Source organism: Streptococcus sp. 2_1_36FAA (genome assembly GCF_000161955.2).
Lineage (GTDB): Bacteria > Bacillota > Bacilli > Lactobacillales > Streptococcaceae > Streptococcus > Streptococcus gordonii.
In genome coordinates, this window is record NZ_KI391974.1 from 167,967 (window position 1) to 181,694 (window position 13,728).

Annotated in this window: 10 protein-coding genes; all 10 read right to left on the minus strand. The window is 36.0% G+C overall.

What is annotated here, in order from left to right:
- Window positions 1-64 precede the first annotated feature (64 nt).
- On the minus strand, window positions 65-2,533 hold the full coding sequence (locus HMPREF0847_RS03305) for an LTA synthase family protein (RefSeq protein ID WP_008808777.1): 2,469 nt from the start codon (window positions 2,531-2,533) through the stop codon (window positions 65-67).
- Window positions 2,530-4,278 (minus strand): rhamnan synthesis F family protein, encoded by a 1,749-nt coding sequence (locus tag HMPREF0847_RS03310; RefSeq protein WP_008808778.1) that lies wholly within the window; start codon window positions 4,276-4,278, stop codon window positions 2,530-2,532. The genes HMPREF0847_RS03305 and HMPREF0847_RS03310 overlap by 4 nt, the downstream gene beginning before the upstream one ends.
- Window position 4,279: 1 nt before the next feature.
- Window positions 4,280-5,629 carry a glycosyltransferase gene (locus HMPREF0847_RS03315; RefSeq protein ID WP_008808779.1) on the minus strand — a complete coding sequence of 450 codons (1,350 nt, stop codon included), beginning with the start codon at window positions 5,627-5,629 and terminating at the stop codon, window positions 4,280-4,282.
- Between the two features lie 12 nt (window positions 5,630-5,641).
- Window positions 5,642-6,865, minus strand: a complete 1,224-nt coding sequence (locus HMPREF0847_RS03320) for an ABC transporter ATP-binding protein (protein ID WP_008808780.1) — start codon at window positions 6,863-6,865, stop codon at window positions 5,642-5,644.
- Window positions 6,865-7,671: an ABC transporter permease gene (locus HMPREF0847_RS03325; RefSeq protein WP_008808781.1), complete on the minus strand. Its 807-nt coding sequence runs from the start codon at window positions 7,669-7,671 to the stop codon at window positions 6,865-6,867. Before HMPREF0847_RS03325 ends, HMPREF0847_RS03320 begins: the two co-directional genes overlap by 1 nt.
- The gene (locus tag HMPREF0847_RS03330) at window positions 7,671-8,612 is read right to left on the minus strand and encodes a glycosyltransferase family 2 protein (RefSeq protein ID WP_008808782.1); all 942 of its coding nucleotides are present in this window, start codon (window positions 8,610-8,612) and stop codon (window positions 7,671-7,673) included. Before HMPREF0847_RS03330 ends, HMPREF0847_RS03325 begins: the two co-directional genes overlap by 1 nt.
- Window positions 8,609-9,757: a beta 1-4 rhamnosyltransferase Cps2T gene (gene cps2T / locus HMPREF0847_RS03335; protein WP_008808783.1), complete on the minus strand. Its 1,149-nt coding sequence runs from the start codon at window positions 9,755-9,757 to the stop codon at window positions 8,609-8,611. The genes HMPREF0847_RS03330 and cps2T overlap by 4 nt, the downstream gene beginning before the upstream one ends.
- 192 nt (window positions 9,758-9,949) lie before the next feature.
- The gene (gene rfbD, locus HMPREF0847_RS03340; protein WP_008808784.1) at window positions 9,950-10,801 is read right to left on the minus strand and encodes a dTDP-4-dehydrorhamnose reductase; all 852 of its coding nucleotides are present in this window, start codon (window positions 10,799-10,801) and stop codon (window positions 9,950-9,952) included.
- A 68-nt stretch (window positions 10,802-10,869) separates the two neighbouring features.
- Window positions 10,870-11,796 carry a glycosyltransferase family 2 protein gene (locus HMPREF0847_RS03345; protein ID WP_008808785.1) on the minus strand — a complete coding sequence of 309 codons (927 nt, stop codon included), beginning with the start codon at window positions 11,794-11,796 and terminating at the stop codon, window positions 10,870-10,872.
- Window positions 11,797-11,852: 56 nt separating this feature from the next.
- Entirely contained in the window at window positions 11,853-13,601 is a 1,749-nt protein-coding gene (locus tag HMPREF0847_RS03350; protein ID WP_008808786.1) for a hypothetical protein, read from the minus strand.
- Window positions 13,602-13,728 lie beyond the last annotated feature (127 nt).

The window sequence follows — 13,728 nt, forward strand, 5'->3', positions numbered from 1 at the left end:
AATTTTCAAAATAAAAAGTGGTGAAATAACAACCTTTAGGATTGCTTTCAACCACTTTTATAAACTATTGAGGGACTTTGAAAAAGTCTTTTGATAAATATCCTTTACCAGCAACCATATCGTATTCAATCATTCGCATATCGTTAGCTATTTCTTGAGCCTCAGCATCCAGATCAGATTTATCTACACTTGCTTTATGTAATACTTCGGTTTGTAATGCATAGTATGGTGAGACTTTAGAATTTGTTTGCTCCATGACTAAAGCTGAGAAATCACTGGAATTAACTAGTGGGTAATTCAGTTTTGGTGTTTCGTAGTTGCTCCAAACAAAATAATCTGTCAGGTATTGATTTTCTTCCTGGTTCTTAAAAATCGATGTTGGATACAACCCTGGTAAATGGTCACCGTAAAAGACAACTGTTATTTTCTTATTGATTTTTGACAGTTGATCAAGGAAGTTTTTGGTTGCTACATCAGTTTGAAAAAGCAAGCGACTATAGAAGGTTAGCTTTGAATTTTCTTCGTCTGTAAACCCCTCTCCTTTTCCTTCCATTGTTTCAGGATTCGCTTCAAGCCAAGGAGAATGATTTTGCATCGTCATTACAGAAAAGAATTGATTATCTCCTTCTTTAATGTTATCCAAGACTATTTGATAAGTTGAAGCATCGCTAGGACTGACTCCTTCTTTTTGATAACTAATTCCTTTTGTTTCTACGGTGATAAAACGATCATAATTCAAGTGATTATAGATATAGTTTCTTGAATAGTTTGCGGCACCTGCTAAATGAAGAGCAATTCTATTTTTGCTTTCGTATAAGTCACTTATAACCGGAGTTTTATTCATCTTAGGAAAAACTTCTGTGTAAAGTATCGAAACACTTTGAGAAATATTATAAAATGGCAAACCAGTTAAAGTCTGGAATTCCATATTAGCTGTTCCTCCACCATAACCATCCGATCTCATGAGTCCACTAGTTGATTTAGTTTTGATCTCTTCAATATTCGGAATCGGATTTTCAGTCAGTGTGACCCCTTGTATACGTCTTGGATCAGCAAAACTCTCACTCAATACATAAATAACTGTATGATCTTTTAAGTTGTCTGTTCGAGCTTGATTGATCTCCTCTGCCTTTTTAGCATACTTCTCTTCTATTTCTTTTATCTTAGACGCCTTATAGCCTTCTGGTTTAGCCATTACTTCTGTCGTCAATTGATTTATCCAGACGTAAGCTAATGAACGATAGCGTGCATTATTTGTATTACCAAGCCAGGTAATATCTTGTAAGTTATTCAGAACTGTAATGACAGGTATATTTCTTTTGACCATACCATTTTCCTTCTGAGCAAATACCTGAAAAATTCCAATCAAACACAAGAAAACACAAACTAATCTTACAAACCTACGACTGAATTTTTGAATCATTTTTCCTTTGAACAGGAAATAGTTAAGAATTAAAAATCCAATAATCAGTATAGTTAGCCATTTCAATGCTTCATTCATGTAAGAGGTATCCACAAAACTAAGCAATGTACTTGGTGAAGAAAGCCAAATCATATCACTTGGTAAGACAGGCTCGCCTCGCATGCTAAACTTGATTGAATTCGCAATTACAAATAAGCTCATTCCTCCAACCAAGATGACTGTTGTCAAGAAATACCGATTAATGAGCAGGTAAAAGAACAAGAAGATCAAAAAGAGAATAATGATCTGAAGACTAGTCGCTCCAGGCAACTGGTAGTATTCTAAAAAAGGTGTTCCCTTACCAAGTCCCATTTGAATCAAATAGTTAAAGACAACTGCAGCCGTCATACTAGTTGCCACCGCTAAAGAATAAGAACTTCTATTTTTAAGTAAGTGACTTAAACCTCTTACGAAATGGTAGGAAATAAATGTTGCTAGCAGAGAAAATACTGCTACTATCACTGTTACAAGCCAGAAATGGTGTTCTGTAAACAATTCACTGCCATATTTGTGATTCAAAGCCATAAACCATTCAGTTTGGTAAAGTGCTTGAGGAAATTTACTATCTGTCAAAAGGAAAGATAGTAAAATTTGTGACAAAACAAGGAATTCAACATTGGATGACAATTGAATCTTGTTGAGACGAAAAGACACTATCTTTAAGGTCCTAAAGATCAGGGTTAAAATGGCAATAGCAGGTACTAGCCACAATAAAACTGGAAAGAAATTCTTTTGAGAAAATATATGCTCAAACCAATTCCAACTTTTGTAGCTTTCATTATTAATATTTAAAGCATCTTCAACTAAATTTGACAAGAAGGAATACAAAATATAGATATAAGCTAAGCGAATAAGAGATACAAATTTAAAACGATAACAAGACAGTAAAATTGGAATGCCACCTAACCCAATGAGGTAAAAAATTCGTTCTTGCTTAATTAGAATTCTTACTGGAGCAGTTGGATCAGTCTCCCTAACTAACTGGCTTTGAATTAAGAACAAATTGATAAAAAAGAATAAAATAGGCAGGATAAACAATAAAAAACGTTCTATTTTAACTGCTTTTTTCATGACTTGCCCTTCCCTAACAATCGTTTTAAGATGTATTTGATAGCTCTTGCAGGTCCAATAAAGATGTATTTCATCGCCCCCTTGATTCCACCAATCTGGTTAAAATCTACAAAGGTATGAGGCTGTAAATCTTCTCGATTATTTAGTTGCTTGTTATCTATAAAAGCTGTTAGACCGAGTTGATTATAAGAAATCTTAAAGTCATACTGCTTGTCCCAAGCAATATAAACCAAAAGTCTTTCTATCGCATGAAGAATGGAATTTTGTGGAAGTGGCTCACTCGGAACATCCTCCTCCGTCAAGTTTAAATCAAATAAAGGAGACAATGCGTCATATTTAAACCAAACGAAGGTTCCATAGCTCATGACAAAGGTATTCATTTGCTTAAAGTCAACTTCTTTTTGACAGTTCATGCGCTCCCACAGTTTATTCATCTCAGGAGAAATCAGGGCTTCATTCCAGGCGACTACAATCCTGTTAAAGCGGAAGAAGCTAGGAATGTCAGCTATGACTAGCCCTAAGCGATCATCTTGTCCTAATTGACTAACTATCTGATCTGCTGGATGAACAAGCATGTTAATTAGCTCTTTACGCCAACTTTCTCCAGCCCAATAATCAGCTTCTTTAGATTTTTTTGTATGAAAATGCCCAATATAGTCATACTGAGATAGATGTCTCTTTAATTTAAGCATAGGAAGAACATCTCGCCCAACATTTCCTGTTACCAAGACTTCTGCTTTTGCTTGTTTTCCCTCTAAAATGTCAAGTATCTCGTTCTTTTTCTTTTCGCTATCTGTTGTAATGAATAAGTCATAAGAGAAATGGAAAGATTCAAATGCATGAAGGAATTCAGCTAGTAAATCTACATAAAAAACATGAAGGTGGACAGCTATTTTCTTGTCAGGTATAGAAATTGGAAGAGACAAATCTAAAATTTTCCTTCCAAGCAAGTAAGGATAGTCAGGCAAATCAATACGAGACATATGTTTGACAATTAAATCAACAGGATAGTCCGTTGTATTTTCAATGTCGTTTAAAATATAAGGTGTTAATCCTTCATTTGCTGCTATTGTTTTTACTTTGATAAACGGCACTCTATTTTTTAGGATAGAGGTTGGATTATAGTAAGAAAAATCCGGATAGAGCATACCTGAAGCATCAGCCTGGATTGTATTAAAAACGGTCTGATAGTGAAAACCTGCCTGCACTAAATTAGTTGTAACCTGGGTTTCATAATGATCTATAACATCTTGAACTTCTGTATAATCCTGAATGTTTTGCCAGAACAGTTGAAAGGTTTCTGAATTGACTACATTTTTCTTAAATGATAGATAATAACTTTGGATATGCTCGTTAAAATCTTTGTCTTTACGATAATTCGTCATTCCCCAGAAATCAACGTTTCTATCACCTTTAAAATCTTGGTATATAGGCTCTAAATCCCACAAAGGTCCAAAGCATGTATCATTCATTAAAGTGACTGAATCATATTTTTTTAATTCTTCAAAGCCAACAGAATTCATTCCATCTCGCCAAGCAGCAAAATCAAAACCAATATTCTTTCTCAAAAGAACTTCATCAACCAGTTCTTTCTTCAGTCCATCTTCCTGATCTTTACTTATCTTGCTATTTGAAATGAAAATCACTTTCCTGAAGAGGGGGCGCATTTTTTCAAGCTGATAAAGTACATGTTCACTAATCTGATTGAACTTATTATAGTGAACAAATAAAAGTAATCGTTTCATTTTATTTCCTTATTCTTAAGAATTTCAAAATTTTTGTTGGGATAGTCCAACGTTTTGAATTGATAATAGTCTTGTAAGCTTCTTTCGTAGCCTCTAATTCAGCTTCAAGCTCTTTAACCTTATTACTACTATCCAACATTTCAGCCGCAAATACTTTTCCAATATAATCGGGAGCAGAGGCATCATCCACAGAAATCATCTTATAGCTCAATTGATAGATTGCTTCTTCTTCAACTTCATAGATCAACTGCGGATCGGGTTCGATAAAGAAATACAAGCCGTCAGCAATAACACCGTTCGTATAGATAGGTGACGAAACATTCCCGTCAGGCCCCCTCAGTTCTACTTCAGAATAGTAACTTGGACGTTCCGAAATATCTACACGAATAACAGACGTTCCTTTAGGAATTTCAAATGTTAAGCTATCTTCTTTTTGAAGTAGTTTGGCAAAAGTGCGCTCTTCTGAGTAAGCATTTTCACCATCCCCAAAATAAACTGTAACTGACTCCATCCCAATATGAGACAAGGAATCCATGGGTTTGGATAGACGAATTTCGTAAGTATTGTTTCGCTCAAGAAGAATCTTAACCATCTCTTTAAAATCAGCATTAGGATATTTATCAAGATAGTCAAGTTGCGTTTGTAACAACTTTTGGAAACGACGTTCTAATTTTCTAAAATCACAAGGACGTGAATCTGATCCTTGATTAATTGTATACGCAACCGTCGGTTCATCTAGAAAAGCTAAAGAGGTACGTTGGAAGAGCTCCATTTGCAGATTAAAGGTGTCATCTGATGTAGTTAAATCCAACTCTTGATTTACTTCTAGCATTAGATCCCTATCAACCAACCAGGTAGATGCCATGGTAAATCCTCGGGTAGCCAACATTTTTTCATAGGTATCCGCAAGGGGGATTGTGTTGTTAGCAAAGCCAGCCTTAGAAACAAAGTCTCCCTTTTCGTTATAGATATCAAAATCTGTATTAGACCATTTACAATCAGGCTTACTCTCCAATAAATCTACTTGCTTTTGAAGTTTTAGAGGATCCAGCCAGAAGTCATCACCATCGCAACGAGCAATGTATTTCCCGCGCGCCTCTTTACAAATAGTAACCCATGTTTTAGCAATCCCTTGATTATCATCATGATAAAAGGCACGAATTAAATCAGGAAAATTTGCTTGATAGTCTTGTATTATTTTGCGAGAGCCATCACTTGAGGCATCATCCACCAAAATAATTTCAAAGGAAAAACTTGTTTTCTGAGCTAAAAAACTATCAATAGTTTTTTTCAACCACGGTTCTTTGTTAAAAACAGTACAAATAATCGAAACAAAAGGCGTCGTTTCCATATCTCCCTCAGTCTAGTCCGTTATTGACCATGTTCCATTGCGCTGGATTAAGCCACTTGCTGAATCCATAGCAGACTTATCATCCAAATCTATATCATCTCGATTGATGAAAATGAGTGGAGTTTGAGTAGCATCTGAGAAGGCCAACATTTGCCCCTCGGCATCTCGGACTGTTACCTCCAATTTCATTTTCAAATCATTCACTGTTGGAAGTGAACAAGTGTAATGAACTCTTTTGTGACCAGCACCAGTCATTAATTGGTTCATCGAATTGTCGTTATAAATCCAAATATTCCGATCGATATCTGTTAAAGAAAGAGCAATATAAGTTTGAATATCCTCACGAACATCAAAATCAATCTGGAACTGAATTGGATCTTGCGGGCGTAACTTGTTCGAACTCAACAACTGTAGTTGAAAGTTTTCAACGAGAACTTGTTCATCCGAAGAAGCTTGTCCATCTCCAGTCGCTTCTCCTCCATGTTGCAAAGGTGCAGTATTATCAAAACTATATTGGTTGGCTACATTTTCTGGACTACCAATTGCCTTAACCAAACCATTTTCAATCAAAACAGCCTTATTGCAATACTTCTTAACTGCTCCCATATCGTGGGTAACAAGAATGGTCGTTTTCCCTGATTTCTTACGTTCTTGGAAGTAATCATTACATTTACGCTGAAAAGCCTCATCTCCTACTGCAAGAACCTCATCCAAAATCAAGATATCACCTTGCGCTTTAATGGCAACCGAGAAAGCAAGACGAACCTGCATTCCAGAAGAGTAATTCTTGAGCTTTTGGTTCATAAAATCATGCAACTCAGCAAAGTCCACAATATCATCATACATGGCGTTAATTTCAGCTGTTGAGAAGCCCAGCATTGCACCATTCATATAAACATTTTCACGACCTGTTAGTTCAGGATTAAAACCGACTCCAAGCTCAATGAAAGAAACTAACTTTCCATCGATTGTGACGGAACCTTTTTCAGGTACGTAGATTTCAGAAATAATTTTTAAGAGAGTAGACTTCCCTGAACCATTTCGACCCAAGATTCCAAAAAAGTCTCCTTTTTCTACTTGAAAGGAAATATCATTAAGAACGTGCTGTTCTTTATAGCCTTTAATTCCTTTAAAGCGATTGACCATAGCAGTACGAAGACTGTTAGTTGCCTCAGTAGGTAACTTAAAGTACTTGCTGACATGGTCTACTTTTACTGCAATTTGTTTATCTGTCATTAGAGAATCTCCGCAAATTTCTTAGCATGTTTGTTAAAGTAAGCAAAGCCAGCTAGGAAAATAAGAATTGGTAATACATAAGGAACTAGAACCAAAAATTTATTTTCAACCAAAAGCCAGACAGGTGTATTGGCCTTATCAATCAAGAAATAACGCATGTCTTGGATAATCTGAGCCAGAGGATTCATCATAACTAATTTGGCTGCCCATGGATTGCGATCCGCAATAAATGTAATAGGATAAATAATTGGTGTCGCATATAAGCCAGCTTGTAGCACTACTTCCCAGATTTGTGATAAATCACGGAAGCGGACAAAGAAAGTTGATAAAATCAGAGCACAACCAGTTGCTATCAAAAACAACTCAAGAAAGAGAGGGATCACCATCAAAGCCGACCAGCTGAAGGTCACTCCATTAAAGAGTGAAAAAATCAAGACAACGACTAAATTGATAGCGAAATTAATGGCCGCGCCTGAAATAGCTGACAAGACAATAATATGCTTTGAAAAATTTAGCTTACGCAAAAGATCGCCCCGACTAACAACCGATACCATACCCATAGAAGTCGCTTCTGAGAAAAATCCCCAAATAACGTTGGCTAATAACAAAGCAACCGGAAAATGAGGAACATCTCCACCTAAACGTAAGAAACGAATAAAGACGATATACATAATACTAAAGGTCATCAATGGCTTCAAAATAGACCAAAGATAGCCGATTGCTGATCCTTGATAGCGTAATTTAAAGTCCGTTTTAATTAACTCTCGTAATAAAATTCGATTTTTATGACTAAAAACGTCAAACATTATTTTTTACCTCTATAAGCAAACTTTGTCAATATCAAGGTTGTAAAAACACATGTGTGAAAAGCACGATTCTTACGGTAGCCGTATTTGCGTATACGTGCTAAGCGTTCCCTAAACGGCACGTCCATGATAGTCACAAAGTTTTCAATTAATTCTTTATTTTCAGGGCTCAAAGACTGATCTAATAAATTTTTTGCTTGCTCTTGACTAGCCTTGATAAGGTGCCAATACTTATTAAAAAGCACATGGGGCCGAACCCAGTTTTTCACCCTTTTTCTAAGAGTACGTGCCCCCAAAACGTTACTGCTATGCTGACGATATAGCTCGGTTGGCTTATCAATATAAACAAGCTTTCCAAAGGCAGAGGCCAGCAAGGCTAAGTACCAATCATGCATGAGAAGTTCATGGGCTTCTTGCCCTGTCCATAACTCAGCCAAGGCGTGATTGATCATGGCTACTCCACCTGTTACAGTGTTTTCTGTCAACTCTTGTACCAGTTCTGTATTTGCATGATCTGACTGAGTACGAATCATACTTTCGTGCCGAACAGTCAGGTTTTCATCCACTACTTTTAAATCAGTATAAATCAGTAACGGCTTATCTTGAGGATATTTCTCTGCTTCGGCCACTTGAAGTGCAATCTTATCAGGGAGCCAGACATCATCTTGGTCACTAAAGCAGTAAAGGTCTGCTATCTCATATTTTAAGAGAGTGTGAAAACTCTTTATGACTCCAAGATTTTCAATCTGATTTTCATTGATAAAGTGAATACGTGGATCCTGAGCTACCAATCTTTGAATAACCGTAACAGTTCCATCCGATGACCCATCATCTCGAATAAAAAGCTGCCAATTTTGATAGGTCTGCTGCTGGATACTTTCAACCTGCTCTTTCAGATATTGCTCACCATTGTAGGTGGACAACAAGATATTTACTTTCATGATAAGAATAACTCCTCATATTCACCGACAATCTTTTCCCAAGTATAATTATCTTTCATGTTTTGCTTAGCTGTTTGGCCAAAATTAGAAAAGTCATTTTGGCTGTCCACTTGATTTATCAAAGCAGCTAAGCTATTCTTTTCCTTTTTCCAATAAAGAGCCGTTTCACTAGCTACTTGTCGATTAAAATCCACACCTAAAACTAGGTTGAGATCTGTCTGAGCCAGAGCCTCAAGTAAGCCTGGATTAGTCCCTCCGACTTCATGACCATGGAGATAAGCAAAAGCATGATTGCGAATATATTTCAATAGTTCCTGGTCATAAACTGTCCCTACAAATTTGATCCTCTTATCTCGATCAAAGTTCGTTTTCTGACGCAATTCTTCAAAATAGGCATTTCCTTTATGATTGCATATGATAACTAAATCTCGCTTGGTATCAGAAGACATAAATTCACGAATAATAGTCTCATAGTTATTTTCTGGAACAAAACGACCAACAATCAGATAATACTCTTTCTCTTTGCTCTGCCATTTTCCGAAGAAATTTCGAACTTTCTCATCTTGATCAGTCAAGCTAGAAAGCTTAAGATCTGTACCATAAGCAATAAAAGTCGTCTTAGACCATGGATAGGCATTCTGGATGTAGGATTCAATACCTTGATTATCGCATATAACCAAATCTGCATGTTTTGTCATCAACTTTTCGGAGTACTTAAGGTAACCTTGAACAGGCTTAGGCCACTTAGCCCGTTTCCACTCAAGACCGTCTGGATTGATAAAAAATGTCCCGCCTGCTTGATGAATCATTTTGGCAAAAGGTGCAATAAAGGCACCAATCGTATTTCCTAAAATGTAGAAAATGGGTGATTCAATGTTTTGTTCTTTAACCATTTTTAAAGCATAGCGAATAGCCATCATATCATAGGCAATCACTCTAGCTGGACCTAGTTTAGGTGCTTTAATACTAAAACAATCAACATCTTTATACATGGTATGCTGTCCTGTCTCATGCTCTGACAAACAAGCAACATGATATTGCAACTGAGAAGATACTTGATGTTCAACTAATTTTTCTACAAAGGTTTCAAAGCCCCCGTATTTTGCAGGAAGACCTCGGCTTCCAATAATAAAGACATGTTGCATATTCTTCTCCGATTCAAATTTATTGCAATCTAATCTATTATACCATTTTATCAGCTTTTTTGTGAGCTTAGACCCGAAAAAATAGAAGAACCGTAAGAGATTCTATTGATTAGAGGATCATCATTTGATAAATTCCAGGCTTTCTTTAAGCATTATAAAAAAGACTGAAACATTTGTTTCAGCCTCTTCTTTTTATTTTTTCTCTTGTTTATAGAATTCTTTCAGGGCATCTTGCCAGCTTGGAATAACAAAGCCAGTCGCCTTTGCCTTATTCAAGCTCATAGTTGAATTGAGTGGCCGTTTTGCTTTAGCAGGGAATTGGCTTGAGTCCACCGGTTTAACTTCTACATTCGTATCCTTGAGAATCTCAACTGCAAAGTCATACCAAGTAGTGTCTTCTGCAGCGTCATTAGACAGATGGTAATAGCCGAATTCCTTTTGATTTCCAGCCAAGTAGGTCATGAATTCAGCTAAGGTACGAGTCCAAGTCGGACGGCCATGCTGGTCGTTAACAACTGTCAAGGTTGGGTGAGTCTTAGCTAGATTTTGCATAGTAAAGACAAAGTTTTTACCATAATTGCCAAAGACCCAAGCTGTACGAATAATGTAAAAACGACTAGAATACTTCTCTACCAACTCTTCACCCATGCGCTTGGTACGACCATATTCTGTCTTAGGATCTGGTTGATCATCTACTTCCCATTCTTCACCGACAGGCTTTTGACCATCAAAGACATAGTCCGTAGAAATATAAACTAATGTCGCTCCGTGAGCTTCAGCCGCTTTTGCTACATTTTCAGTTCCAGTCACATTGATGGCATAATTAAGCTCTTTTCCTTCATCCTCTGCTGCATCTACTGCTGTATAAGCTGCACAGTGATATACCAAAGTTGGTTTAACTTCTGCAAAGACCTCTTCAACCATTTCAGCATTCGTAATATCCATTTCGGCAACGTCAACTGCAACATAGTCCTCATTACGCTCATCTAAAAGATGACGAAGTTCTGTTCCAAGCTGACCATTTGAACCTGTGATTAAAATCATGTGTTATTCTTCTCCTGTCGTAAACATTCAATGAAAATATTATAACAAAAAAAGCAGAAAAAATCTGCTTATTTACTCTTCTCTTTAATGATGTAGACAGGCCTTTTTTTAGTTTCTGTAAAGACTTTGCCAATATATTTCCCCAAAATTCCGATGGTCAGTAACTGAAAACCACCAATAAAGAGGATAACTGTCATGAGTGACGGCCAACCTGATGTAGGATCACCGAATACCAAAGTTCTTACAATGATAAAAACAACCAAAATAAATGCAAGCATCCAAGAAAGCAAACCTCCCAAGAAAGCAATGTGTAAAGGTGCTTCTGAAAAGTTGACTATCCCTTCTAAAGAATAGTTAAAAAGTTGCCAGAAATTCCAAGAGGTTTTTCCCGCCACGCGCTCAACATTTTTATATTCCAAATACTCAGTTTTAAAACCTACCCAGGCAAAAATCCCTTTAGAGAAACGATTGTATTCAGAAACCTCCAAAATAGCATCTACCATAGGTCGACGCATAAGGCGAAAATCACGCGCACCATCCACCATTTCTACCTGGCTAATTTTGTTAATCAGTTTATAAAAAAGATTTGCAAAAAAACTCCTAATAGGTGGTTCTCCATCACGACTCGTTCGACGTGTCCCCACACAGTCTAGATCTTTCTGTTCGTCCAACATGGTTTTCATTTCAACTAAAAGCTCTGGCGGATCCTGTAAATCCACATCCATGGCCGTCACAAGCTCTCCTCTTGCATGCTGAAGACCAGCATATAAAGCCGCCTCTTTCCCAAAGTTCCTAGAAAAAGAAATAAAGTGAGCATTGGGATCCATCATATTAAGTTCATGCAAAACTTCCAAGGTTCTGTCTTGAGAACCATCATTGACGAAAATATATTCTATGTTATCACGAAGTCTTGGCTTTATTTTTTCCATTTCCGCATAGAAAAGCGGAAGGCTTTCTTCCTCGTTATAACAAGGAACAATTACTGAAATGGTCATAGTTACTCCTTTAAGTGTTAATTGTATAATAAAATATTTCACCTGTAAAGTTTGATTTAATTTTTTAAACTAGCTTTTCTATTCTTTCTTCTTTTAATTTGATAAAAAACGAAAATAATAAATCCCCAGAACAGGCCTTCAACCAAGAAAAAGAAATGCTGAAGGAAAGTCTTATGATGACTAATTTTAACATGACCACTAGAAAAAACTCTCAAAAAAATCTTCCCATTATGTAACGCCATTTTCTGAGTCTTGGGTCTATGGAGTTTCTGGTTTTTCTCTTGTTCCTCTTGACTTAACTGACGATACTTCAAAGCAGGTTGAGTACCTGAAGCACCATTAGTATAGTCAGCAATATATCCCTTATACCAAGGTCTAGGGACAAAGAAACTTGCATTTTTTTCAGTTAAGATAACATCAAATTCTAAAGAATTGTAAGAAGACTTTATATTTTTTATTTTTGCCCCTTCTACATCATCAAATTGAGTAATCGAACTGTCACGTATAGCAACTGGATCAACATCTAAATTATAATATTCATCACCAATAGTATTCGAAAACTGTTCTTTATCTCCCTTGTAATAACTAAGCATTCTTTGATTTATTTCTGATATATAGTTCTTATGATCTGTCCTCAGGTTAACAACTGGGGAATAAGAAATTAAAACTGTCCCAAGATATACCAATGTTGACAGACTAGCAAAGCTGATAGACCAAATGTGGCTAAAGTCGTTAACTAAAATCCAAATCAAAAGAAAAGGAATAAAAAAGAGCAGACGACCAGTATATTGAATAGCTCCCAAAAAACCAAATTTTAACAAACTATTCCAAGGTAAAACTGCTGTTGTAGAAATCGCCATAATGGCTATTAGTATTAATAGTTTCTGGCTGGCTTCACTTAAATACTTAAAACCATATACTAGATAAAAGAATAATATAATCGCTAGGATATCGATAACCAAAAACAAAGATGTAAATGGTGCAAATAACCCGCTAAATTTGAACTGTAAAATATTTGGAACATTAAACATTCGAGTGTTTTCAACAGGAAAATCACGAGCCGTCCAATTGAAATAGAAAATTTGTGAACTAACTTGTTCCAGATATTGAACTAAGTAGCCAATCGAAAGTAAAATACCAATAAAGATAGATACAAGAAAAGAGATTATTTTTTTTACTGTTAATTTGCGAGCACATAGCAAAACAAAAATCAGTGAATAGATGGCCAAAATCAAGGTAGATAAAATATGTGTTTGAATAAGTAAGGCAATGGTAATTCCTAATAAAGCCGGACTATATTTATTTAAAAAAAGAACCTTGTATATGGTATAAAACAGAATAGGTACTAATGGCAAGACCATTGTCATACCATATCCAAATAAAGGAAAATAGAGAGGGATTAACAAAGCTCCATACAAGCTTTTAATGGAATCTTGACTGATTTTTTTAAAGCAATAAAAACTTGTCAAGGAAGTGGAAAGAACCAACAAGAATGCAAAAAAATCAAAAGCCAAATCAGCTTGCTGAACTAGAACAAATAAGAGAGCAGGTAAATAAAATTGCCAATTACCATAAAACATTGGAACCGCATATCCTGTACCAAAAGCAAATATATGATTTAAGTTAGGCAATAAATCAAAATGACTGATAGACTGTGATAATCCGACTATTCGAGTCAAATGAAAAACATGGTCAAACTCACGGCTTTGAGTATTAATCGCAACATGGGAAACGAGAACAAACAATAATGAATAGAAAAATAGAATCAAAGGATATCTATACTTTTTTATTAAATCTAAAATCATATTTCCCCCCAAAACCAAGCAAAATAACTAATAATCATTCTATATTCAAGGATAAAAATTTAAGTTATACCAAGTATAGCAACATGTTTAAAGACCGTCAAGATGACTGATATTAAAACAGACAGGA